Below are 23137 nucleotides of genomic sequence, written 5' to 3' on the forward strand. Positions count from 1 at the left end.
ACCGTTTGGTTGTAACTTAATGCTGGCTTATAACTTGGCTTGAAGCTTCATCGAGTGCTGATTTCAGTTTTGCAGAAAAAAGCTGAGCTTCTTCAGCATTCATAGGCGTGCCATCCTTCTTTGTCACAAAGAAAATATCTTCAGCCCGTTCACCGAGTGTGACAATTTTGGCAGAATGAATATCCAGCCCCTGCATCATAAACAGACCGCCTACTTTAGCAAGTAAGCCAGGTTGGTCAAGTGTGGAAATTTCCACCATGTTTTGCTGTAAAGCCGGATTTAGGGTGATATCGACAGTATTTTTTACATCAAAATGGCGCAACTGACGAGGAATACGACGCTGCATTAACCCCGGGTAATTGTCGGCATGGCTGAGTGCCTGAACCAGCGCATCTGCAACGGTCTGCTTGCGTTCAGCATCAGTGAGTAAGGTTCCAAAACGGTCCAGTACTACATAAGTGTCTAGACTGAATGCTTTTGTGGCAGTAATAATTCGGGCGTCCTGAACATCGAGATTCATTCGGTCTAGTACTGCAACTGTAGTCGCAAACAGATTTGGCTTATCTTGAGTATAAATAAAAATCTGGACAGCATCTTGTGCAGCTTTACGATGTGCCCGCATCAATACCAGAGGAGCTGGATTATCCCCATGTTGCAGGATTGCACGGGTATGCCAGGCAATTTCATTCGCGGACTCTTTGAGAAAATACTCATCCCCCAGTTCTTGCCAGACCTTTTCTACCTCTTCCAGGGCAAACTCGTCCACCAGAAGTTCACTGGCTGCAAATTTGGTATCTTCAATGAGCATCTGGTATTCCACGGGGCGACCCAGGCCGGTGCGAATTACATCACGTGCATGCGTATATAGCTGACGCATTAATGAGGCACGCCACGTATTCCAGAGTTTTGGATTAGTCGCATTAATATCTGCTACTGTTAAACAGTATAGGTAATCCAGATGCTCCATATCACCCAATTTTTCGGCAAATTCTTTAACCACATCCGGATCGGAAATATCCTTCTTTTGAGCAGTTAATGACATCAGCAGGTGGTTCTGGATGAGCCACGCCACCATTTTGCACTCACGTTCAGTAAAACCATGTGCACGGCAGAATTCGATTGCATCAACTGCACCCAGTTCACTATGATCACCCCCGCGGCCTTTAGCAATATCATGAAATAATGCGGCTAAAAATACGATATCACGACGGGCAAGACGCTGAAAAACCGAGCTGACGACTGGAAAATCTTTCGCAAATTCTGGCTCTTTAAAGCGGTTTAAATTTCTGAGTAACAGGAGTGTATGAGCATCCACCGTATAAATATGAAACAGGTCATATTGCATTAATCCGGTAATTTTCCCAAAAGAAGGTATGTATTTACCGAGCACCCCATAACGTTTCATCGCCACCAATGTGTCGTATAAACGGTAGGGAGAGCGTATAATTGCCATGAAAAGAGCTTGATGCATGGGATTATCACGAAAGCTCTGGTCAATTCGCTTGGCTGCTAGGGTCAGCAGGCGAAGTGTTCGGGCACGCACTCCCTGAATTTCTGGCCGGTTAGCCAGTAAATAGAAAATCTCCAGAATTGCACTTGGATTTTCCGAAAATATTTTATGATGTTGTACTGCGAGTTTACCGTCTACCAGTTTAAAGTGTTCATTGATTTCTTCAATTTTACGCTCATAACTTGGTAGCCGCGGGGTAATAACAGACTCATTAAAATAAGCCAGTAGCATTTCATTTAAAGTTGAAACTTGCTGCGCAGTACGGTAATACCGCTTCATGAACTGCTCAATCGGATAGTTCGGAGATTCACCTTCCTTATGAACATAGCCAAATTTTGCTGCTATTTCGCGCTGGTAATCAAATAGCAGCCTGTTTTCATCACGTTTGACCAGACGGTGCAGGTGGTGACGGATTTCCCAGAGAAAAATTTCAGCTTCCTCCAGAACAGCAAGTTCAAATTCGGAAATAAAACCGAGATGAACAAGATCATAAATCCGATTAACCCGAAAATGCCGTTTAGCAATCCAGCCAATCTGGTTAATGTCACGAATACCGCCTGGCGCATTTTTAATATCGGGTTCCAGATTGCTTTCTGTATGATTATGCTGGGCATAACGCTTTGCCTGCTCCTGCATTTTGGCATCAAAGAAAGTTTTATCTGTCCAGGTCTGTGACACAATCCGGCGTGGCCATCTGGCCAGATGCTGATTTCCAGTAATCAGCCGCGCTTCAATCAGTGCAGTAGCAACAGTTAAATCATTGGTGGCCTGTTCTACACAACTGGCAATAGTGCGTACACTAATACCTGGCTTAAAATTTCCGACATCCCAAAGAGAAGAAATAAAAGTAGAAATTAAGCTTTCCTGTTCAGGAGTGATATCGTCTTCAGATAAAATCATGATATCGACATCTGAGTATGGCAACATTTCACGACGGCCATAGCCCCCTACAGCAAACAGACCAAGATCGGTCTGGTGGAGTCCCGCGTGTTGCCATAAGAAGATCAGAGCTTCATCGATTAAATTGGAGCGGGCCAGAATAATGTCACGGATAGACTGCCCATTTTCATAACTCTCCTGTAACTGCTTTTCAACATCAGTACGCCATACATTAATGGCCTGAATATCATGATTGCTTTTGACATAATTAAGCAGAGGCGAGGTAGTGATCATGAGCATGTTCCGCAGTAAAGCTTTATGGATTTGAGTTTACAATTACTTGTGCGGCTGTTTGCTGCGCAAGTTCACGTGCTTCTTCTATAGTTGCTGCGCGTGCAGTAGCAACACCCATACGGCGCCGTTTAAAACCTTCCGGTTTGCCAAACAGGCGTAAGTCTGTAGAAGGATGAGCTAATGCAAGATCCAGACCAGAAAATGACAGGTTAGAACCATCTTGGCCAGCATAAATAACAGCACTGGCTGCAACACTGTGTCGCGCCGTATTTACAGCTAAGCCCAGAATAGCCCGTGCATGTAGCTCAAATTCACTTTGGAACTGTGAAGCAAGGGTAACTAACCCAGTATCATGTGGACGGGGAGATACCTCACTAAACCAGACCTGATCACCTTTGATAAAAAGTTCAACACCAAAAACTCCACATCCACCCAGTGCCGCAGTGACTTTATCAGCAATCCGTTTAGACTCTTCAAGTGCCACAGGTGACATCGGCTGCGGCTGCCAGCTTTCAATATAGTCCCCGGAATCCTGTCGGTGACCAATCGGATCGCAAAAGCTGGTTTCAATTTTGCCGCTTTGCGGATTCTTGGCACGCACAGTCAATAAAGTAATTTCAAAGTCAAAATCGATTTGTGATTCAACAATGACCTTACCCTGATTTACCCGTCCCCCAGTCTGTGCATATTCCCAAGCTGCATCAACTTCATCAAAACTTTTTACCCGGGACTGTCCTTTACCAGAAGATGACATGACTGGTTTTACAAAGTTAGGATAACCAATATCATCACAGGCACCACGAAAGCTCTCCAGAGAGTCGGCAAAACGGTAAGCAGAGGTGGGCAAGCCTAATTCTTCAGCAGCCAAGCGGCGAATGCCTTCACGGTTCATGGTCAGGTTAACAGCTTTAGCAGAAGGAATGACAACAGCTTGTTGTCCAGCTTCCACCTCTAGAAGAACTTCCGTAGCAATTGCTTCAATTTCAGGGACAATAAACTGGGGTTTGACTTGCTCAATCAGTGCTTTTAACTGTTGGGGATCTGCCATGTTGAGGCTATAAGAAAAATGAGCGGCCTGCATGGCTGGCGCGTGTTCATAACGATCCGCTGCATGTACTTCTACTCCAAGCCTTTGCAAGGAAATGACGACTTCCTTACCTAGCTCTCCCGAACCAAGCAGCAAGACTTTGACCGCTGAAGATTGAAGTGGAGTACCGATAGTCACGCTCATGCGAATCATCCTTGCAAAAGTGGACTTACAGCATAACAGAACTCATGCGCGTGTTAAGTGTTTCAGCAAGAAAAGCTTAAGTTTTTATCAAGTAATCTTCTGATCAATCAAAAGAAAATTTCATTTAGACAGGTATGTAAGTATAGACCAATCCATAAACAATGGCTGCGGTCAGAGTTGCTGGTACGATTTTCCTGAATCTAAAATATAAACCGATCAGTACAAGGAGACCCGCCAGCATGGCCAAGCTTTTATTAGGTGTTTCAATCAGGGGGGGCAATGTAGCAACTACTAGCATAGAGCTAATAGCAGAAATACCGATACTCCCCAGCGCAATTTTTAACCAGATTGCACCACGACGCTGATTCTGCTGCTGATACTTTTGAATGAAGTAAAATGGGCCAAAACGGGAAATGAAATTTGCAATTCCCACGACGAGACCGACCAGAATAATATCCAGATTCATAGTGTTTCCATTAAATCGTCATGCTGCTTGAGGATGTAATGCTTAAACAGTCCGGCCAGAATACCGGCAATAATCCCGATAAAAATTGCTGCAGAAAGATTAATAAAATAACAGGCTAAGGCCGAAACAATTAAGCATACTGCTACCACCAGAGTATGTTTTCTCTCAAAAGCCGCGAGTAAAAAGCTTAAAAACAGCGCAGGTAATAGAAAGTCCAGGGCCGCTTGCAAGAAGCGTGGCAAATTACTCACCTGATTGGCGAACATCCCCCCTAGAAATGAACCACCTGCCCAAGATAGCCAGCTAAACAGACTTAAGCCCAGCATCCATGACTCTGACCATTCCTGTCGGCGTTGGGAGAGTTTAATCATGCCACTGGCAAATACCTCATCGGTAAGTCCCCATGCCCAGGCAGCGGTCTTTTTCAGGTTTAACTGATGGTTAATCAGGTTGTATAAGGCTGGTCCATAGAGCAGATGCCGAATATCTAAAGCGATAACAGTCAGTGCTGTCATCCAGATTGATGTACCACTGCCGAGCAGGGCAACTACAAGAAACTGACTGGCACCAGCATACATGGAGCAGGATAAAAATAGAGCTTCCCAGGCAGTAAACCCAAACTGGGTAGCAGAAACGCCAAAGGCAAACGAGACAGGTAAATAGGTCAGCATAATGGCCTGGCTATCTCTGGCACCTTGCCAAAAACCGGCCTGAGTCAAAACGGAACTTTCATGTTCAGACACAATACACCCTGGAATTTTTAAAGAGTTGAACAATAGGTCAAAACGCAGATTGAGTATTCTACCCGAATTCACTAGCATATGAGGAAAATGTTTGTTTAGGCGACTTAAAATGCGGGCTCATTTAAACCGTTCATTTCTTCTTCTCCCTGTTTTAATCAGCGTGCTGGGCTTACAGGCATGCAGCAACTCATCAAACGAACCAGAGCGAAAAGTCGAGATTAAACCTGCTCCAAAACTGACCAATGATGCCACCAGTTACGCCCAGCAGGCATGGAAACTCATGAATGAGATTGATGCACTGGTTTATCAGAAGCAGACAGAGCGTCTGGAACAGGAAGTTCGTAAACCAATCCGTCAGCTTACCACTGACTGGCGAATTAATGTCAAGATGACAGACTCAGTAACTGAAGGAAAATATGCCCTTTGCCGTAAGGCATTGAGTAGTCTGGATATCTGGACGCGAGAAATTCTTGAAAATGGTTCAGAAGCTGGTCAGAAACAGGCTGATTATGAACGTGATAAGGCACAGTGTAAGGGCGCAATTGATCATCCTGAACTGGGTAATACCGACCCAAAAAAGAAAGGCGTTTAAGTAATTTAAAAAAAAATAGCTCAACATATGAGCTATTTTTTATTAAATGATTAGCCTAAACATTAAATTAAAAAGGTGAAGGAATAAATTGCATAATCAGGGCAATACTCACAAGAGATAAGAGGGTACTAAGCATGACAGACGCAACTGACTGCTCAGCAATGCCATTTAATTGCCCATAGATTCCAAATGCTGTCGCCATAGGAAGAGCTGAAAGGATTAAAGCTGCATAAGCCATCTTCGCTGTGCTTCCCGGCATTATATAAATTATACTGGTCACTACAATTGGCATAATCAATAACTTGATAGTGCATACAATCAGTACATCTTTGCTAAGGTCTTTTATGGTCAATGTTGCAAGACTGGCACCAATCACAAAAATCGCAAGTGGAGACGCAGTAAAAGCTAGTGATTTTAATGGAAGCTCTAGCGAGACAGGCCACTGAACGGTATAAACTGAGCAGATCAAGCCCAATATAATTGAAAGAATAATGGGATTTTTAGCAAGATTCTGCAAAGTTGAAAGAATAATAGTGGATAGAGTCTTATCCTGTTGATCTGAAGATTCTATCAAAATCAGCATCAGACTCAGTAAAATAATATTTTCAATCACCAGTGTCATTGCCAGATAGGGGACGGCGGCCTGGGCAATTAGTAAGGTGAGTACTGCTGTACCGATAAAGCCGGTATTTGACATGGATGAACCCAGCCCAATCACAGCAGCCTGATGGCGAGGTAACTTAAAGAATCGGCGATAAAGTGTATATGCACTGAAGAATAAAATCAGTGAACCTAGCAGGTAGCCTAGAAAATAAGGCATCTGCCAGATTTCATCAAAGGAACGGGTAGAGAGGGCGTACAGTAAAAATGCGGGTAGCGAAACTTTAATAATAAACTGGATGATTGCCTGTACATGCGTAGTATTTAGCATGTTTAAGCGCAAGCTTAAATAACCCACACTTAAAATAATAAAGATGGGAAAGATGACTGAAATAATTTGTTCCATGACCTGATCGTTTGCTCCCTGCAAACTTGATTATTCCACTATTTCATTGAGTTTTAAATGTAGTTGGAACGTTTAATTAAAAAGAATACTGGATGAAGATAAAAAGAATATGTTAGCTGTATATTAAAATTATGAACAAAAGGCTTTAGTTAGCAGGGCCTAATAAAAATGCCAGTCATATTAATGAACTGGCATTTTTATTAATTTACTGGGTATATTTTTATACGTTAAAACGGAAATGCATAACATCACCATCCTGAACGATATACGTTTTACCTTCTAGACGCCATTTGCCGGCCTCTTTGGCACCAGCTTCACCGTTGTACTGTACAAAGTCATTGTATGCAACAACTTCAGCACGAATAAAACCTTTTTCAAAGTCGGTATGAATGACACCTGCCGCTTGTGGTGCAGTTGCACCAACTTTAACCGTCCATGCACGAACTTCTTGCACCCCTGCCGTGAAATAGGTTTGTAAGCCCAGTAAAGCATAACCGGCACGGATAACTACATTTAAACCCGGTTCTTCCATGCCCATTGCTTCTAGGAACTCAGCGCGATCTTCATCTTCAAGAAGTGAGATTTCAGATTCAATCTGGTTACACAGAGGTACCACAATGGCATTTTCTTCTTCTGCCAATTTGCGAACAGCATCCAGATGCGGATTATTTTCAAAGCCGTCTTCTGCCACATTTGCAATATACATGGTTGGTTTTAACGTCAGTAAACCAAAACCACGTACCAGTTTGCGCTCATCATCAGCTAAATTTGCTGCACGTGCTGGCTTGCCCTCATCCAGTAAAGGCTGAATTTTTTCTAGTACGGCTTTGGTTGCTACCGCTTCTTTATCGCCACCTTTAGCAACTTTGGTTAAGCGCAAAATAGCTTTGGCTACAGTTTCCAGATCAGCCAGTGCCAGTTCAGTATTAATAGTAGCAATATCATCTAATGGATCAATCTTGCCATTTACATGAATAACATTTTCATCTTCAAAACAACGTACGACATGAGCAATTGCATCAGTTTCACGGATATTCGCCAGAAACTGGTTACCTAGACCTTCACCTTTGGATGCACCTGCTACCAGGCCTGCAATGTCAACAAATTCCATCGTGGTGGGAATAATACGTTGCGGGTTTACAATAGCAGCCAGCTTGTCCAGACGTGGATCGGGTACAGGTACAATTCCGGTATTTGGCTCAATAGTACAAAATGGGAAGTTCTCTGCTGCAATGGCAGCCTTGGTTAATGCATTAAAAAGGGTAGACTTACCCACGTTTGGCAGGCCAACAATACCGCAATTAAAACCCATGAAATGACTCACAAAAATTGTTATCTGAAATTGCCGATGATTTTACATGAAAGCCATGACAAAGTCAGTCATGGTATCTCACAATCCCTGAAAGTCTGTATTGTTTTAAAGCTTGCGCTTATCTAGCTGGCTGGCCAAGGCATCTCCAGTTGCCTGAATAAGCATCACCAGGATCACGAGCACCAAAATAACAGCCAGCATAATCGTAATATCAAAACGCTGATAACCATAACGGTAAGCAATATCACCAAGTCCGCCTGCTCCTATAGCACCAGCAATTGCAGAAGAATTGATCATGGTTACCATCGTAACGGTAAAACCTGCCACAATTCCGGGCAAGGCCTCCGGTAAAAGTACATGCCAGATAATCTGTTTACGGTTACAGCCCATCGCTTGTGCGGCTTCAATCAAACCATGATCCACTTCACGTAAACTGACTTCAGCAATACGCGCAAAAAACGGGGTAGCAGCAATAGTTAATGGCACCACAGCAGCCCACACGCCATAACTGGTACCCACAATAAGACGTGTGAGTGGGATCAGAGCTACCATCAAGATTAAAAAAGGGACAGAGCGTGTAATATTAATGACCCATCCCAAGGGCTGATTAATCATCCGTGATGGATAAATACCATGTTCACTGGTATTGACCAGGATAATTGCAATCGGTAAACCAATTAAAAAAGCTGCAAGAGCAGATATGCCTACCATAATTAATGTATCGATAGTGCCGGTCAAAAGCAGGTTAATGAGCTGGTCGTGCATAGCCAAGTACCTCAATGTGGGCAATATATTGTTTTAGCGCTTCTTTCAAATGCTTCAGATTTAACTGTACGTCGGGTATAGCGACAATCAGTGAACCGATCAGATGCTGCTGGATCGTATCAACATGGCCCTGATATAAGTGAACTGGACCATTTAACTGCTCAAGAATGGCTTTTAAATCTGGTGTGTGGTGTATGGCAGACTCATAACAAAGTTTTAAAATAGTATGTGTAGTCTCTGTAGTTACCTTCGAATTCACTGCAAATGGTAAATCCAGTTGTTCTAGAGTTAATAATTCTTGAGTAATTGGCTGTTCAGGTTTTGAAAAAACACTCCATACCTGACCAGACTCGACAATTTCACCTTGATCAATAACAACTACCTGATCACAAATTTCCCGGATAACCTGCATTTCATGGGTAATCAGGACAATTGTGATTCCCATTTGCTGATTGATTCTTTTGAGTAACGATAAAATGACCGAGGTACTTTCCGGGTCTAGAGCTGAGGTTGCTTCATCACATAATAAAATTTCAGGGCAGTGTACCAGAGCACGTGCAATACCGACGCGTTGTTTCTGCCCACCTGAAAGTTGTGAAGGATAGTTTTCTGCTTTACTGCTTAAACCGACCAGTTCCAGTGCCTCATTAACACGCAGTTCAATCTCGGCTTTTTTATGTCCTGATATTTTAAGAGGCAGGGCAACATTTTCCCACACTGTTTTAGCTGACATCAGGTTAAAGTGCTGGAAAATCATTCCGATACGTTGACGCAGCCGAATGAGTTCCGCATGATCCAGACTGGCCAAGTTCTGTTGGTGAATATGAATACTGCCATTACTGGGCTGTTCCAGACCATTTAATGTACGTAGCAAAGAGGATTTTCCGGCACCGCTTTTTCCAATAATGCCGAAAATTTTACCTTCAGGAATATCCAGACTGACATTTTTGAGTGCATGTACAGATTTGCCTTGTACTTGGTAGTATTTGTTGAGGTTTCTGATCTTGATATGGGAAACCGTAAATTCAGTATGAGAACCAAAACTCACCATTATTCTTCTCCTTATTTCCAACCCTGAAACCACATGCCTTGACCAAAGTCCTGATCCAGTATCGTTTTGACCTTTTCTGAGGTTTGAAAGGCTTGTACAAATCTGGCAAGTTTCTGGTCTTTATCTAGATAATCTGTTCGGGTCACGAACAAGATGGCGTATTTCTTGTCTATCGGATCTAAAAATAAAGCATCCTTCGGGTTAGCTGCTTTTGCCATTTTCAGATAATGCGGAAAACCAAAAATAAGATCTGCTTCATCTATGGCATGGGCTGTTTGTGGACCTTCTACCTCAATAAACTGTAACTGTTTAGGATTGCGTATAATGTCCTGAAGTGTAGTTAATTCATTCTGAATATCTTTAACTTCAATCAGGCCGGCCCGGGCAAGCAGAATTAAAGCACGCGCCGAGTTGACCGGATCATTGGGTATGACTACGCGAGCATGAACAGGAAGTTGCTCTAGTGATTGATACTTTTTTGAATATAAGCCCACATGGCTTCCAGTACCTGGTGCAAATGCATGCAGGTTAAACCGGGTTTCACGAATTGCATTTTTCAGATAAACACTTTGCTGAAAAAAATTGGCATCAATATCACCGTTCTGAACAGCTACATTGGGTGCATGCCAGTCTGAAAACTCAACCAGCTTGACCTGAATACCTTGTGCTTTCATATCATCTGCCACACTTTGTAGCAGATCGGCATAGGGTGGGCTGATGCCGATTGTTAAAGTGTCTTTCTGCAGAGTATTACTGTTAAAACGGTAAGCAGCCAAACCGAGTATAACTAAGAGGGTTGTCAGGCCAATTAGCCAGAACTTATAAGAATCTGATTTTAATAAGGTCATCATCTGTTCCTTACTTCCAGCCAGGGAACCAGAGTTTTTTCCCAAAATCCTCATCTAAAGCGGCTTGCACTCTTGGGGAGTTCTGGTAAATAGTCACGAATTTTTTCAATTGATCGTCTTTATCTTTGTAATCATCACGGACTACAAATAAGATGGCATAGCGTTTGTTGGTATTTTTGTCGAATAACAGTGCACTTTCCGGATCAGCAGTTTTTGCCAGACGTAAATAATGAGGATAGCCAAAAGCCAAATCAACATCATCAATTGCACGTGCGGTCTGTGGTCCTTCAACTTCGATAAACTGCAGATTTTTAGGGTTTGCAGCAATATCCTGTAAACTGGACAGATGATTGTTTACATCTTTTAAGCTAATGAGTTTGGCTTGCTGCAAGAGCAGGAGAGCACGACCCTGATTTACCGGATCATTTGGTATAGCAACTCTGGCATTTTGTGGTAACTCATCAAAGCTTTTATACTTTTTTGAATACAGGCCTACATGAGATGCTGCTCCAGCTGCAAAAGCTTTGAGCTTAAAACCGGTTTCTTTTATGGCATTATCCAAAAATGGCTGATGCTGAAAAAAATTGGCATCAATATCTCCGTGATTTAGCGTAATATTGGGCGTGTTCCAGTCAGAGAATTCAACAAGCTTAATATGAAGTCCTTCTTTTCTGGCTTCTTCTGCTGCAACTTGTAACGGTTTTGCAAACGATGGGCTAATCCCGATGACCAGTTCATCTGAACCTGTTTTTTTCTGTAACGTCCAGCCAGTAAGACCTAAGATAACTATGGTCAATACTGCCCCTAAAATAGTGAATTTCGTTTTTGCTGTTTGTGCCATCATGCACCTCTAAAAATTTTTAAAATGTTTTATGCAAGCTGTTTTTGAATAGGACGGATTTCGGCGGGAGAGGCCGGGGTTAGACATCGGAACTGTTGCACCGGATGTTGTGCAGAAAGCAGGTTACCTTGCTGAAATAACTTATGTCGCAATGTACCTTCGCTATAAGCTGTTTTGTAGCGACCGCGCTGTTGCAGCTCCGGAATAACCCACCGGATAAAGTCCTGATGGGATTCCGGGGCAACCGTACGGGTCAGGTTAAAACCATCAATTCCTGTTTCATCAATTAAATGAATTAATTGTTCCGCTACAGTTGCTCCACTACCCATAATGAGGGGGTAACGTCCTCCCAGCACATGTTGGTCTTTCAGATCTGCCACTGTAATTTTCTGTTCTTTAAATTTATTGTTGACTGAAGCAATACTGTTAGTTTGCTGATAGGGAATGGTTTCTTGCTCTGTAAACTGGGACAGATCAATGCCGACAGAACTGGAATAGTGGGCAAGACCTGCTTCAGGACTGGCATAGTGGCAATACTCTGCCAGTTTTTCCTGTGCAAGCGCATCAGTTTCAGCGCTAACCACAGTAATGCCAATAAAAATTTTAATAGCTTCTGCTTCACGACCCTGTGCAGTGGCAAGTGACCGAATTTTCTCGACCTGCTGTTTAATTTTTTCCGGTTTATCGCCTCCAATAAATATGGCCTCAGCATGTTGAGTTGCAAAGGTAAGACCACGTGGCGAAGCACCTGCCTGAAAAAGGACCGGGGTGCGCTGGGGAGAAGGTGAAACCTGAAATACTCCTTCACTCTGGTAAAATTGGCCCTGATGCCGGATTGAATGCACTTTCGCCGGTTCAGTAAATATTCGGTTCTGCCGATCCTTTACAACTGCATCATTTTCCCAAGAGCCTTCCCAGAATTTATAGCAAAGCTCTAGAAACTCCTCAGCCTGTGCATAACGTAAATCATGTTGCTTCAAGCCTTTCTGTCCGATTAATCTTTCAGCACTATCTAAATAACCTGTCACAATATTCCAGGCAATCCGGCCATGGGTTAAATGGTCTAGACTGGCAAAACGCCGTGCAAACTGATACGGCGTTTCATAGCTCAGATTTACTGTAATACCGAAGCCCAGATTCTGGGTAACTGCGGCCATTGCTGAAACCAGAGTAGAGGGGTCATGGCTGGGAAGCTGGATTGATTCTTTTAAGGTCAGCTCAATACCGTTTTGATAGACGTCATATACACCAGTAATATCTGCAAGAAATAACCCGTCAAATAATCCTTGCTCTAAAGTTTTCGCCAAATCTGTCCAGTAGTTCAGTTCATTAAAACGATGTGATTGATCTCGTGGATGTGTCCATAACCCATGGTTAATATGTCCTGCTGAATTCATGTCAAAAGCATTAAGTAAAATCTGTTTAGGTAATTGCTTTGCCATTACAATGTCCCCCTGCGTGGAGGTAGAACTCCATTCAATACATATTGTCCAATAAAGTAATATTTCCAGCGCGCTGCATCATGTAAAGTATGGACACGTGCATTACGCCAGAAACGGTCTAGTCCGTTTTTTAACTGGCTACCCCGGCTACCTGCCAGTTCAATCAGTTTGCTGGATGCTTTTAATGCAGTTTCTGTACTATGTGCACGAACCTTAGCTACCTCAATTGAAGCCTGTGCTATATTTTCCACAGTAGGTAATGGACGGGCTACCTCAAGAGCCTGAGCAGCCTGTTTGAGGAGAACCTCACTGGCACGTACATCAGCAGCCACACGGCCGAGTTCTAGCAGAGTCAAGGGGTCTTGAGTAGCACGATCTAGTCCTGAGTCAATCCAGGGGCGCGCCTGTTTTACCTGCTGCAATGTTTCTTCAAAAGCAGCGCGGGCAATTCCTACTTCAATTGCAGCATGCATAATCTGGGCAAATGGCCCGACTAAGGTGGGCTGAGTGAATGCTGTATCAAAGGCAATCAGATCCTCTTGCTCAACAGCGACGTGATTAAATTTTACCGTACCACTTCCTGTTATACGCTGCCCAAAGCCACTCCAGTCATCCACGATTTCAAGGCCTTGGCTATTACGCTTTACAAAAGCTAAAAATTCCCGACCTTCTGCATCTGTAACTAGCGTAGGAATACGGTGTGCGAAAAGGCTTCCGGTACAATAAAATTTTTCCCCCTGAATTACGTAGTTATTTCCCGTAGCAATCAATTGTGTATGCTTATGAGCGGCAGATCTGGTTTTGAATTCTGCCAGTGCATTACCGAAACGGGCTCCTTTTAAAACTTCTGTGTAAAACTTCTGTTTCTGCTGTTCTGTACCTGTATTACGCAGGACTTCCAGTGCATAGAAATGATTTTGAGGAATCTGTCCAATTGAACCGTCCACTCCACTAAACAGGGCAATGACTCTAGCTACGGTCAGACTTGAAACTTCTGCACCCCCATATTGCTTGGGAACGGTAATCGCCCATAAGCCTGACTGGCTGTAGGCTTCTATCTCTTCAAAAGGCAAAATACGGTTTTGGTCCCGTTGAACTGCCTCGGCTTTAAACTTTTGACTTAAATCCTGTGCAATAGCCAAAGCTTCTTCATCACTTTGGATAATATGTGTCTGATTTTCTAAAACTTCTTTAAGATGAAAATTTTGATATGAGGTCATAAGATATTTCCTTAAATCCAGGCATGACGAGCAGGAAAAGCCTGGTTGAGGTAATAGTTACCAATGGCATGTAACTTCCAGCGTACTGGGTCATGCAAGGTATGAACTCTGGCATTCCGCCAGTACTGGTCCAGATGATGCTGGGATAGACAGGAACGACTGCCGCCAAGTTCGAGCAATTTTTCTGAGATCTGTAGGGCAGCGTCATTGGCATAAACTTTGGCTTCTGCAACCCTTATAGAAGCTTGTGCTGCCTGCTCCGCTGTAACTGTCTTATGCTGGTCAAGTTCATCGAGATATTCAGCTGCTTCATCCAGTAGCAAAATAGATGCATCAAGCAAGATATTTAATTTACCAACTTCCTGTAGTGTGTAATGTTCGGAGCTGGCTTTTTCTACTTGTGCGTCAATAATAGGGCGTGCTTTATGAACAGCAGTTAAAGTTTCTGCAAATGCAGCCTCTGCAATACCAACATCTATAGCCACCTGGAGTAGCTGCGAATAAGCACCGCGATAATTAGGTTTTTCATAAAGTTTTCTTTCATCAAAAATGAGATCAGGATTTACTCTGACCTGGTTCAGACGGACTGTGCCGCTAGCTGTGGTGCGCTGCCCGAAACCGTACCAGTCATTGATGACTTCTACACCTTTTTCCTGTGCGTCAATAATTACCAATACGACATGGCCTTCAGGATGAACTGCTTTAATAGCAAGCCAGTGTGCAAAACTGCTGCCAGTCGAGTAGAACTTTTCACCATTAAGAATATATTGGCCATCTTTAACGCTAAGCGTGGTCTCTAGTGTTTTACTGTCTTTGGTGTGGCGCTCTGGGCCACCATTAGCCAGACGCTTGCCATGCAGAATTTCAGAGAAAATAAAATTTTTTTGTTGCTCGTTTCCCATCATATTAATCATGTTGAGCAGGGCAATCTGGTTTTGCGGGATTTGACCGACATTGGCATCGGCTTTAGATAAAATTCTGAACACCTGAGCAAGTGTTTTGTTTGAAACGAATGCGCCTCCAAAAGCTTTAGGAATACGGATGCCACCTAATCCTTTGAAACTAAACTGTTCAATTTCTTCTATTGGCAAGATCCGGCATTGATCCCGTTCATTTCTTGTATTCAAGGCAAAATCAGCTACCTGATAAGCTGCATTCAGGGCCTGCTGATCATTTTCTATAATATAAGCGGGAGTTTGAGTAATATGAGTCATCTTTATAACTTCCTAAGATGACTCAGAACTTAAAGGAATTATCTGGCAAACTTAAACCAGCTATTATGCGAAACTTATCATTAAAAGCTTATAAGAAAAAAACTGCTGAAATTTATAAAAAATCAGATAAAGCAGATTTATATAAATCAGTAAGTTAATTAAAATTATATAGTTTTTAGCTGGTTGAAATTTATCTTATATATGTAATTGGCATAATTATGGTAAAAAAAACTATAAAAACAGATGGGATAAGGCTATAAGAAAAGAAGTAAATCTGAACAGGTGGTCAGAATTTTTAGAACCATCAGTTTTAAAGTAGAATGATATTCAGGTCTTAATTTAAAAGTCAGTTAAAATACAAAAATAATCCGGAGTTTTTATGCGTACTTTATACCAGTTTCCTTTATCTCATTTTTGTGAGAAAGCTCGCTGGTTACTCGACCATAAAGAGTTAGATTATGTTGCGCATAATTTGATTCCAGGCTTTCACCGGGCCTTTACCCAATTGAGAACCGGACAGAACAGCTTGCCTGTTTTGAAAGATGACAGCTACTGGATTGCTGACTCTACAGAAATTGCCCTATATCTGGATGAGACCTATCCTGAACACAGTTTACTGCGACGTGACCCGGAGCTGCGAGAGCAGGCATTGCAGATCAATAATGTTGCTTCTGAGCTCGGAGAGCATGTCCGTCGCTGGGGGCTGGCCCAAGCACTATCACAGGGCGATGAGCCTTTAGAAATCATGCTCGGTGAACAGGGGTATATGCGTCAGTTTGAGAAATTTTCAAAACCTTTAATCAAAACGCTTGTAACCAAGGGATACCAGCTCGAATCTGAAAAAGTAACTGAATCTAAAGCCAGAATGACTGAGCTGATAGAACAGCTAAATAGCGCATTGATCAAAAATGGAGGACGTTACTTTGTTGGTGACCGCTTAGGTCTTGCCGATATCGCAGTATGTTCCATGCTGGCGCCTTTGCTTGAGCTTGGCGGAACACCTTGGGAAAATGAGCATGAAGAGAACAGAACGGAAGACTTCATGAATTATCAGTCTTATTTACTTGATTTACCTTTAGGTCAATATATTCAGCGTATTTATGAGACAGAACGTAATGCCCGAGTAGACTGGCGTGGAATGTAGCTGGGTATATAAGTAATATAAGCCTTGTTATCGCAAGGCTTTCCAATTTTTTAGGGATAAAAAATATTGTAAAAACACAAAATAATGAGAATATAAAAACTTAAAAGCCATTAATTTGGTAAAGTTTTTAAAGAATAGACTTTAAAGTGAGAAATTTTTTCTAAAAATATTGAAATTAAATGATTAAAGGGAAATAATTCGACTCAGCCGCTGTTAAATTAATAGTCAGGGTGTGATAGGGATCGAAAAGAGGGTCAGCTTATTGGGAGATGGGCACTGACTAAACTCACAAGGTCTTAATTCGACTTCAGTTATATAAACCACAAGTTTATAAAACAGGCTATAGGTTATCCACGTATAGCTACTAGAAGGAAACAGTATCATGTTTTCCCTTGACCCTAAAAATTTATTTGATCATAAAAATAAATCTGACCATAAGTACCACAGCATGATTCAATATACGGTATGACTGGAGCTCAGAATGGGACTGGACCGTTTCGACAAGCAAATTCTTGAAATATTGACACACGAAGACCTGAATTTAAATGAACTCTCTGAGCGAATTAATCTTTCTGTAAGCTCGGTGCACCGCCGTATCAAACAGCTTATTGAAAATCAGGTGATGACTAATCTCAAGCGTGATATCAATTTTCAAAAACTAGGTTTTAAGTTGCATGTCTTGCTACAAGTATCCCTGAGTAAACATGACAGTGATACCTTTGAAAAATTTCTGCAAGAAGTCGAAGAGCTTCCTGAAGTTATTAATGCATTTTTGGTTACCGGCCAGTCTGCCGATTTTATTCTTGAAGTTGTTGCTACCGATATGGAAAATTATAGCGATTTTCTGCTTAAACGGATGGGGAAAATCGAGCATGTTGTAGCGTTGCATTCAAGCTTTGTAATTAAAGAATATAAAGTGTTTAATTGTTATAACTTGCTAAATAAAGTTCCAGAGCAAGTATAAAGCTTAAAAATAAAAAAGCGCCAGTTCTGGCGCTTTTTAATAATATTTAATCAGGCATCAAGCTGAGCCAGTACTTCATCTGAAAACTCAACGTTGGTATAAACATTTTGTACATCATCTAAGTCTTCTAGCATATCAATCATTTTCATGATTTGTTTAGCTTGATCAATATCGGTAATTTCTGCTTTGGTAGAAGGACTCATTACAACCTCAGCATTGTCTGACTTCAAGCCGGCCGCACTAAGTGCATCCTGAACGTCACCGAAGTTCTCTGGTGTGGTAATAACTAAAATCTCATCTTCAGAAATTTCAATATCTTCCGCACCAGCTTCTAGAGCAACCTCCAAGATTTTTTCTTCAAGTGACAGATCATCAAAAGAGATTTCACCACGTTTGGTAAACAAGTAAGCCACAGAACCTGAAGTTCCAAGATTACCATTAGTTTTACTAAAGCAATGACGAACATCAGGAACAGTGCGGTTTAGGTTATCTGTCATGGTTTCTACCAGTACAGCTACACCACCTGTGCCATAACCCTCATAAGTGATTTCTTTTAAATCATCATTATCTTCACCACCAGCACCACGTTGAATGGCCCGGTTAATTGTATCACGCGTCATATTTACTGAAAGCGCTTTTTCGACTACAGCACGAAGACGTGGGTTACTGGCCGCGTCCGGGCCGCCGAGTTTAGCAGCCGTTACAATTTCTCGAATGTATTTGGTAAATACTTTACCGCGACTTGCATCTTGTTTTGCTTTGCGATGCTTAATATTGGCCCACTTGGAATGACCCGCCATGCGAATTATGCTCCAGTTTTATAAACTAAAATTTCGGGTTGAAATGTTAGCATAGCCACTGATTTGTTGAAAACAGGCCACTGCCAGCTTTTAAGCGAAGTTTCCGAAAAATCTTTAGAAGCTGATGCTCTAACGAGAAGATTTAGATAAAACAAATTAATTAAACTGCAGCTTCAACTTTAAGCTCTTAGTCTTGCGAGCACATTCATAGAAAATAGCTGAGCTTTAGGCTCATTAAAACAACCAAAATTTAGAGGCTAAACTCATAAAAAATTATATTAATTAAATTAAAATTATAAAATTACTTGTAATTTGTTTAGAAAAAATTATAAATTAACAGGCTGTATACGACTTTAGTCTAACAGGTGGGCCTAAACTGTTTAGTACTGTAAGGGGAAGCGATTATGTTTTTAACGCTTATCGGCGTTGGTTTGGCTATTTTTATTCTGATCTGTGTCTGGAGTGCGATTGAAATCTACCTGGAAGCTCATCATCGCAAATAATTAACCTTGTTTTAAACAAAGCACTTTGGGAAATGCTCTGTTACAGCGGTTATCTTCCTGTTTTATCTTTATATAAAGATCAAGAGCCTAACAGTTCTTTGTAGCCAGCCATTTTTCCTTAATATAGAGATCTACCCGATATTGCTCATCATAATCATCAGCAATACAATTTGCCTGACTTTGTGTAGCTAAGTTTTCAACCTTTTTGACAAGGACAGTTGGTGTTGAAGATAATTTATCAATCTGACAAACCCACCATTGTTTTCCAATTCTTCGAACCTGAAAAAACTCACTGTTTTGCTTACGCTTAGCCATAATCATGACACCCTTTTTTCAACTGAGGAGTATTTAGATCTATTATTTTATAGGTGTATAGCTCTAGATAGTTAAGTTTTATGAGCAAAAATCGCTTAAATTTAGAACAATTAAGTGTTTATTTTATAAGATGTGATTACTGTAATACTAAGCTAGATCAAAAATTATATTAAAAATATATAATTATTTTTAATATAATATTTCAATAGGTTGTGTGTAATATTATAATAAAACTGATAGCGCAATACATTTAAGTAAGCTATTAAAAAATTATATTTAACTTTGTATTAAAGGATAACAAGGATTTTAATATATTATAAGGTTCTTTGTTTATTGATAAAATTTAACTCACCTATAATTTTATTAATTCCTGTAGAACAACGATGGAATATATAATGAAAAAACAATATTTATTGTCTGCAATTATCTGTGTAAATACAGGGTTGATCATTGGATGCCAAACAGTTTTACCTTATATCGATACTGCTAAACCGACCACTACTCTAAAGACTTCTTCTGGAACACTGTCTGTAAATACAATTGTGCAAATGGTTTACCCTAAAATACTCAATGAGCCTCTGGCGCATGTGACACCCGTACTCAATGATTATTTTAAATCTTACCCTTATCAACAGCTTGAACCAAATATATTGGGTTTTTTTCATCCTAGTATTGAATATAAAAATCCACAAGGTGAAACTCGTTACCTGGTTATTATTGAAAAAGTAAAAATCAATAATGGATACATTCAGGACTGCCGAGCCTGCTCAAGTACAGTAGATTTATTTATATTTAAAAAACAGGACAACCATTTCCAGTTAGTCAATTCAGCTTTAAATCAGAAAGATATCCCTACAGCCGGTGGGCATTTGTATGTTAGTTTTAAACATGACTTACAGAAAAATTTAAGACCGTTTGGCAAGAACATGATAGGAAGTTATACGCTTGCAACTTTTACAGGTGCAGGGGGGCAAGAAATTTCGACTTGGTATGCGGTCTTGTTGCCTGATGTCGGGAGAGTTCAAGTTCTTGAAATAGGCTCGGCGGGTAACGATACATCAAGTTACTATGCAGATCGTCCTGAGTTTGCATCCATTGTTACATCAACATTAAGAGTGGTTAATAACCAGAACACTTATTATCCTGTTGAAGTGACTTATATTGACCAAGATCAGCCAAAGAAGTCTTACAAAAGTCTATTTATGTATGATCAAGCCAAGCACATCTATGTGGAATATGAAAAAAAATAATCAAAAGACCTTTTAGTTAAATAATAAATCAAATATTGAGTGATAACTTAAAAACAGACTGTATTTTAAAATAAACCAATTTAATGATTTTAAATGATTAGAATAATCTTGGTTTTTAAGAATAACAGGCTAATGAGATTCAAAATTAAAATATGAGTTGGTTTATAAATAAATTTTGCTTTAATTGGTCATATAAAAACTTTAAAAGATTTACTACTAAAAGTATTAATTTATTAAAAAATAAATTAGTGGAATTTATAAAGTTATATAAGTCAACATTAATAAAAAAACCTCATAATTCACGAATTATGAGGTTTAATATATGGTGGGCCCACCGTGACTTGAACACGGGACCAACGGATTATGAGTCCGCTGCTCTAACCAACTGAGCTATAGGCCCTATAAATGCTTATATCTAAAGCATTTTTGCGATAGCAATACTAGCTAAATTCTCAAGTAAACACAAGCATTTCTCAAAAAAAACTGGAGAGATGCTGTTTTATTCATCAAATTTAGGAGATTAAAATGACGAAGCAAATAAATGCGGTGATAAGAAAAGTATTAGCTTGCCATAAAAAATTTCTTTAAGAAGTTAAGCTTAGTAAGTAATTTTAAACTGTTTAATAATTAAGTATTTAGATTTTGGTTTTTTCAAAAACAAAATGAAAACAATTGCTTATTTATTTATAGTGAATTAAAAAATAATATTGGATTTTTGTTTAATTCATGTTAATAAATAAATTGAAAGTACACAACAAACTTTCGATACCGTTTCAGGAAGAAACCATAACTATAGTAACAAGGAGCAAAACTATGTTTCAGTTGTTAAGAAAACTCTTCTGTATGCATGCCTATGAATATGAGCAGTTCTCAGAATTTAATGAGGTAAAAGAGTGTCGTAAATGCGGAGATCATAGGAACTAGATGTATATTTATTGGTTTAAGATACCCATGAACCTGGTATGTTTCAATCAAATCTAATTCGATTTTTATTATAAAACCTGAAGAATTTTATAAAGGCTGCTGTTTTCGGACAGCAGTCTTTTTTATAATTATCTTGAATTCATTCAAAAATTTTAAAATTTGAAAGGCGATAGGAAATAGCATGACTAAGGATTTTAAAGCTGCAACTTATATTGTAGATGATAATCTTGCAGATACGCTTTGTTGGCTATGTCAGCATCAGGACAGTTTCGACAGTTTTTCTTATGATGTGCAGACTGGTGAGTTAATAGTGAATCATGCTGCAGGTAGTGATGTGATTCGTAAAGGTAATTATCTTAATGCAAGTTATGGTGTTTTACTGACGTCTTCCTAGAAAGCAGAGATATAAAAAAGCCCCAGTTTGGGGCTTTTTAAATTTATATATCTATTTAAGCTGACATGGCATCTATACTGAGTTCAGCAACTGTTGGCTTGGCTTTCTCGGCACTTAACCCCAGTTTATTAAAGAGGATACGGTCTTTGCCTTCACCTGCATTTGGTGTCGTTAAAAGTTTTTCTCCAGAGAATAAGGAGTTGGCACCCGCCATAAAGGCCAAAGCCTGATCTGAATCGGAAAGTGATTCACGCCCGGCAGAAAGACGGATATAACTTTGTGGCATGATAATGCGGGCAACCGCAATAGTTCTGATCCATTCGGTGACATCCAGTTTTTCAACATCAGCAAGAGGCGTACCTTCAATCGGTACCAGCATATTGATTGGTACTGATTCAGGATGAACTGGAAGAGTGGCCAGTTCATGTAGTAAGCCAATACGGTCCTGCTTGCTTTCGCCTAACCCGACAATACCTCCGCTACATACCTTCATTCCTGCCTGGCGTACATGGTCAAGGGTATCTAAACGGTCATCGAAAGTACGGGTACTGATGATATGAGAATAGTATTCACGGGATGTATCGAGGTTATGATTATAATAATCCAGTCCTGCATCTTTTAAGCGTTCTGCCTGAGACTGATTCAGCATACCTAAAGTCATACATGTTTCAAGGCCAAGAGCCTTAACTTCACGAACCATTTCCAGTACATAAGGCATATCACGTTCATTCGGATTACGCCATGCAGCACCCATACAAAAACGAGAAGAACCAGACTCTAAAGCTTCTTTGGCTTCACGAATTACTTTTTCTACAGCAATACGTTTTTCTGCCTCAAGATTGGAATCATAATGCGCTGACTGTGAGCAATATTTACAGTCTTCCGGACACTTACCGGTTTTGATCGAAAGAAGCGTGCTAACTTGTATAGTATTCGGCTGAAAATTCTCGCGGTGAATTCGCTGTGCTTCAAAAATCAGATCCAAGAAAGGCTGCTGATACAAAGCTTCAATTTCTTCTCGAGACCAATCATTACGTACCGGACGAGTGCTGCTCATATGTCTGTCCCTAGTCATTTATATAGTTCATTACTGTGCATATTAAGCAAAACCGATGCCAGCTTCATTAGCAAAATATGACGGAATATAAAAAAACAAAGCCCAGCGCATGGACTTTGTTCATTTAAATGTTTTTACCATATTAATTTTAATTATTCACGGTGATTTCCATGAATATTTTGATTTTGTAGATCCGCCCGATGCTGTTTATTCAGCGCGCGGTCGTCTTCTTCATGATGTGTATTTTGTGGTGGTTGTGGGGTGCCTTGCTGTTGCTGGTTTTGGGGCTGCTGATGTTGATTCTGGTCTTTATTTTGCTGATGCATGATAAATTCCTCTTCACAAAAATCATTTGGTATCTTTTTTATGCCA

22 protein-coding genes and 1 tRNA gene are annotated in these 23137 nt (G+C 40.5%); 5 read left to right on the forward strand and 18 right to left on the reverse strand.

Annotated features, from left to right (window positions below; translation table 11 throughout):
• Nucleotides 1-16: 16 nt before the first annotated feature.
• From glnD to B3X18_RS13865, 4 genes are all read right to left on the reverse strand, one after another.
• Complete coding sequence (glnD, locus tag B3X18_RS13850) at nt 17-2683, reverse strand: [protein-PII] uridylyltransferase (protein WP_005019843.1); 2667 nt, start codon at nt 2681-2683, stop codon at nt 17-19.
• Nucleotides 2684-2705: 22 nt separating this feature from the next.
• Nucleotides 2706-3923, reverse strand: a complete 1218-nt coding sequence (gene purT, locus B3X18_RS13855) for a formate-dependent phosphoribosylglycinamide formyltransferase (protein WP_171063306.1) — start codon at nt 3921-3923, stop codon at nt 2706-2708.
• Nucleotides 3924-4038: 115 nt separating this feature from the next.
• Nucleotides 4039-4380 carry an L-valine transporter subunit YgaH gene (gene ygaH / locus B3X18_RS13860; RefSeq protein WP_005026392.1) on the reverse strand — a complete coding sequence of 114 codons (342 nt, stop codon included), beginning with the start codon at nt 4378-4380 and terminating at the stop codon, nt 4039-4041.
• A complete protein-coding gene (locus tag B3X18_RS13865; RefSeq protein WP_171053894.1) occupies nt 4377-5051 on the reverse strand; it encodes an AzlC family ABC transporter permease in 675 nt (224 codons plus the stop codon). The genes ygaH and B3X18_RS13865 overlap by 4 nt, the downstream gene beginning before the upstream one ends.
• Before the next feature lie 181 nt (nt 5052-5232).
• On the opposite strand from B3X18_RS13865, the gene B3X18_RS13870 reads away from it, so the two are divergent.
• On the forward strand, nt 5233-5715 hold the full coding sequence (locus B3X18_RS13870; RefSeq protein WP_005019855.1) for a hypothetical protein: 483 nt from the start codon (nt 5233-5235) through the stop codon (nt 5713-5715).
• A 67-nt stretch (nt 5716-5782) separates the two neighbouring features.
• On the opposite strand, the gene B3X18_RS13875 is transcribed toward B3X18_RS13870, so the two are convergent.
• The 9 genes from B3X18_RS13875 to B3X18_RS13915 all read right to left on the reverse strand — a co-directional run bounded on the left by B3X18_RS13875 (nt 5783) and on the right by B3X18_RS13915 (nt 15414).
• Nucleotides 5783-6721 carry an AEC family transporter gene (locus B3X18_RS13875; RefSeq protein ID WP_005404483.1) on the reverse strand — a complete coding sequence of 313 codons (939 nt, stop codon included), beginning with the start codon at nt 6719-6721 and terminating at the stop codon, nt 5783-5785.
• Nucleotides 6722-6941: 220 nt separating this feature from the next.
• Entirely contained in the window at nt 6942-8033 is a 1092-nt protein-coding gene (gene ychF, locus B3X18_RS13880; protein ID WP_005026380.1) for a redox-regulated ATPase YchF, read from the reverse strand.
• Nucleotides 8034-8138: 105 nt separating this feature from the next.
• Nucleotides 8139-8798, reverse strand: coding sequence for a methionine ABC transporter permease (locus B3X18_RS13885; protein WP_005019858.1), 660 nt, complete (start codon nt 8796-8798; stop codon nt 8139-8141).
• Nucleotides 8779-9849 (reverse strand): methionine ABC transporter ATP-binding protein, encoded by a 1071-nt coding sequence (locus tag B3X18_RS13890; protein WP_034670624.1) that lies wholly within the window; start codon nt 9847-9849, stop codon nt 8779-8781. Before B3X18_RS13890 ends, B3X18_RS13885 begins: the two co-directional genes overlap by 20 nt.
• A gap of 11 nt (nt 9850-9860) precedes the next feature.
• Entirely contained in the window at nt 9861-10697 is an 837-nt protein-coding gene (locus B3X18_RS13895; protein WP_034670622.1) for a MetQ/NlpA family ABC transporter substrate-binding protein, read from the reverse strand.
• Nucleotides 10698-10707: 10 nt separating this feature from the next.
• Nucleotides 10708-11538, reverse strand: a complete 831-nt coding sequence (locus B3X18_RS13900; protein WP_005019862.1) for a MetQ/NlpA family ABC transporter substrate-binding protein — start codon at nt 11536-11538, stop codon at nt 10708-10710.
• Between the two features lie 29 nt (nt 11539-11567).
• Nucleotides 11568-12980: an LLM class flavin-dependent oxidoreductase gene (locus B3X18_RS13905; protein ID WP_034675676.1), complete on the reverse strand. Its 1413-nt coding sequence runs from the start codon at nt 12978-12980 to the stop codon at nt 11568-11570.
• Nucleotides 12980-14200 (reverse strand): SfnB family sulfur acquisition oxidoreductase, encoded by a 1221-nt coding sequence (locus B3X18_RS13910; RefSeq protein WP_005026372.1) that lies wholly within the window; start codon nt 14198-14200, stop codon nt 12980-12982. Before B3X18_RS13910 ends, B3X18_RS13905 begins: the two co-directional genes overlap by 1 nt.
• Nucleotides 14201-14211: 11 nt before the next feature.
• The gene (locus B3X18_RS13915) at nt 14212-15414 is read right to left on the reverse strand and encodes an SfnB family sulfur acquisition oxidoreductase (RefSeq protein ID WP_005026370.1); all 1203 of its coding nucleotides are present in this window, start codon (nt 15412-15414) and stop codon (nt 14212-14214) included.
• A gap of 379 nt (nt 15415-15793) precedes the next feature.
• Here B3X18_RS13915 and B3X18_RS13920 point away from each other — a divergent pair, with 379 nt between their 5' ends.
• Nucleotides 15794-16558, forward strand: coding sequence for a glutathione S-transferase family protein (locus B3X18_RS13920; RefSeq protein WP_034670618.1), 765 nt, complete (start codon nt 15794-15796; stop codon nt 16556-16558).
• Nucleotides 16559-17039: 481 nt separating this feature from the next.
• Nucleotides 17040-17522 carry an Lrp/AsnC family transcriptional regulator gene (locus tag B3X18_RS13925; protein ID WP_005019868.1) on the forward strand — a complete coding sequence of 161 codons (483 nt, stop codon included), beginning with the start codon at nt 17040-17042 and terminating at the stop codon, nt 17520-17522.
• A 50-nt stretch (nt 17523-17572) separates the two neighbouring features.
• Here the strand turns inward: B3X18_RS13925 and B3X18_RS13930 are convergent, their stop codons facing one another.
• Both B3X18_RS13930 and B3X18_RS13935 read right to left on the reverse strand, forming a co-directional pair.
• On the reverse strand, nt 17573-18322 hold the full coding sequence (locus tag B3X18_RS13930; protein ID WP_005026364.1) for a YebC/PmpR family DNA-binding transcriptional regulator: 750 nt from the start codon (nt 18320-18322) through the stop codon (nt 17573-17575).
• 590 nt (nt 18323-18912) lie between these two features.
• Nucleotides 18913-19140 carry a hypothetical protein gene (locus tag B3X18_RS13935; RefSeq protein ID WP_005405020.1) on the reverse strand — a complete coding sequence of 76 codons (228 nt, stop codon included), beginning with the start codon at nt 19138-19140 and terminating at the stop codon, nt 18913-18915.
• A gap of 395 nt (nt 19141-19535) precedes the next feature.
• Here B3X18_RS13935 and B3X18_RS13940 point away from each other — a divergent pair, with 395 nt between their 5' ends.
• Nucleotides 19536-20390, forward strand: coding sequence for a hypothetical protein (locus B3X18_RS13940; RefSeq protein ID WP_005026362.1), 855 nt, complete (start codon nt 19536-19538; stop codon nt 20388-20390).
• A gap of 323 nt (nt 20391-20713) precedes the next feature.
• Here the strand turns inward: B3X18_RS13940 and B3X18_RS13945 are convergent.
• Nucleotides 20714-20790: transfer RNA gene (locus B3X18_RS13945), tRNA-Ile, on the reverse strand.
• Nucleotides 20791-21495: 705 nt separating this feature from the next.
• Here B3X18_RS13945 and B3X18_RS13950 point away from each other — a divergent pair.
• Nucleotides 21496-21708 carry a hypothetical protein gene (locus tag B3X18_RS13950; RefSeq protein WP_005026360.1) on the forward strand — a complete coding sequence of 71 codons (213 nt, stop codon included), beginning with the start codon at nt 21496-21498 and terminating at the stop codon, nt 21706-21708.
• A gap of 55 nt (nt 21709-21763) precedes the next feature.
• Here B3X18_RS13950 and bioB read toward each other — a convergent pair whose 3' ends face one another.
• Entirely contained in the window at nt 21764-22765 is a 1002-nt protein-coding gene (gene bioB / locus B3X18_RS13955) for a biotin synthase BioB (protein ID WP_005019880.1), read from the reverse strand.
• Nucleotides 22766-22917: 152 nt separating this feature from the next.
• On the reverse strand, nt 22918-23091 hold the full coding sequence (locus tag B3X18_RS13960) for a hypothetical protein (RefSeq protein ID WP_005019882.1): 174 nt from the start codon (nt 23089-23091) through the stop codon (nt 22918-22920).
• Nucleotides 23092-23137 lie beyond the last annotated feature (46 nt).

This window comes from Acinetobacter sp. UBA6571 (genome assembly GCF_002434085.1).
Taxonomy (GTDB): Bacteria; Pseudomonadota; Gammaproteobacteria; order Pseudomonadales; family Moraxellaceae; genus Acinetobacter; species Acinetobacter radioresistens.

Coding starts and splice junctions, on each gene's coding strand:
- B3X18_RS13910 (WP_005026372.1), bottom strand. CDS start 14,200: ATGACCTCATATCAAAATTTTCATCTTAAAGAAGTTTTAGAAAATCAG.
- B3X18_RS13930 (WP_005026364.1), bottom strand. CDS start 18,322: ATGGCGGGTCATTCCAAGTGGGCCAATATTAAGCATCGCAAAGCAAAA.
- purT (WP_171063306.1), bottom strand. CDS start 3,923: ATGATTCGCATGAGCGTGACTATCGGTACTCCACTTCAATCTTCAGCG.
- B3X18_RS13940 (WP_005026362.1), top strand. CDS start 19,536: ATGAAAAAACAATATTTATTGTCTGCAATTATCTGTGTAAATACAGGG.
- B3X18_RS13900 (WP_005019862.1), bottom strand. CDS start 11,538: ATGGCACAAACAGCAAAAACGAAATTCACTATTTTAGGGGCAGTATTG.
- B3X18_RS13890 (WP_034670624.1), bottom strand. CDS start 9,849: ATGGTGAGTTTTGGTTCTCATACTGAATTTACGGTTTCCCATATCAAG.
- ygaH (WP_005026392.1), bottom strand. CDS start 4,380: ATGAATCTGGATATTATTCTGGTCGGTCTCGTCGTGGGAATTGCAAAT.
- B3X18_RS13935 (WP_005405020.1), bottom strand. CDS start 19,140: ATGGCTAAGCGTAAGCAAAACAGTGAGTTTTTTCAGGTTCGAAGAATT.
- B3X18_RS13870 (WP_005019855.1), top strand. CDS start 5,233: ATGCGGGCTCATTTAAACCGTTCATTTCTTCTTCTCCCTGTTTTAATC.
- B3X18_RS13920 (WP_034670618.1), top strand. CDS start 15,794: ATGCGTACTTTATACCAGTTTCCTTTATCTCATTTTTGTGAGAAAGCT.
- B3X18_RS13895 (WP_034670622.1), bottom strand. CDS start 10,697: ATGACCTTATTAAAATCAGATTCTTATAAGTTCTGGCTAATTGGCCTG.
- ychF (WP_005026380.1), bottom strand. CDS start 8,033: ATGGGTTTTAATTGCGGTATTGTTGGCCTGCCAAACGTGGGTAAGTCT.
- bioB (WP_005019880.1), bottom strand. CDS start 22,765: ATGAGCAGCACTCGTCCGGTACGTAATGATTGGTCTCGAGAAGAAATT.
- B3X18_RS13875 (WP_005404483.1), bottom strand. CDS start 6,721: ATGGAACAAATTATTTCAGTCATCTTTCCCATCTTTATTATTTTAAGT.
- B3X18_RS13885 (WP_005019858.1), bottom strand. CDS start 8,798: ATGCACGACCAGCTCATTAACCTGCTTTTGACCGGCACTATCGATACA.
- B3X18_RS13960 (WP_005019882.1), bottom strand. CDS start 23,091: ATGCATCAGCAAAATAAAGACCAGAATCAACATCAGCAGCCCCAAAAC.
- B3X18_RS13865 (WP_171053894.1), bottom strand. CDS start 5,051: ATGCTGACCTATTTACCTGTCTCGTTTGCCTTTGGCGTTTCTGCTACC.
- glnD (WP_005019843.1), bottom strand. CDS start 2,683: ATGATCACTACCTCGCCTCTGCTTAATTATGTCAAAAGCAATCATGAT.
- B3X18_RS13925 (WP_005019868.1), top strand. CDS start 17,040: ATGGGACTGGACCGTTTCGACAAGCAAATTCTTGAAATATTGACACAC.
- B3X18_RS13905 (WP_034675676.1), bottom strand. CDS start 12,980: ATGGCAAAGCAATTACCTAAACAGATTTTACTTAATGCTTTTGACATG.
- B3X18_RS13915 (WP_005026370.1), bottom strand. CDS start 15,414: ATGACTCATATTACTCAAACTCCCGCTTATATTATAGAAAATGATCAG.
- B3X18_RS13950 (WP_005026360.1), top strand. CDS start 21,496: ATGACTAAGGATTTTAAAGCTGCAACTTATATTGTAGATGATAATCTT.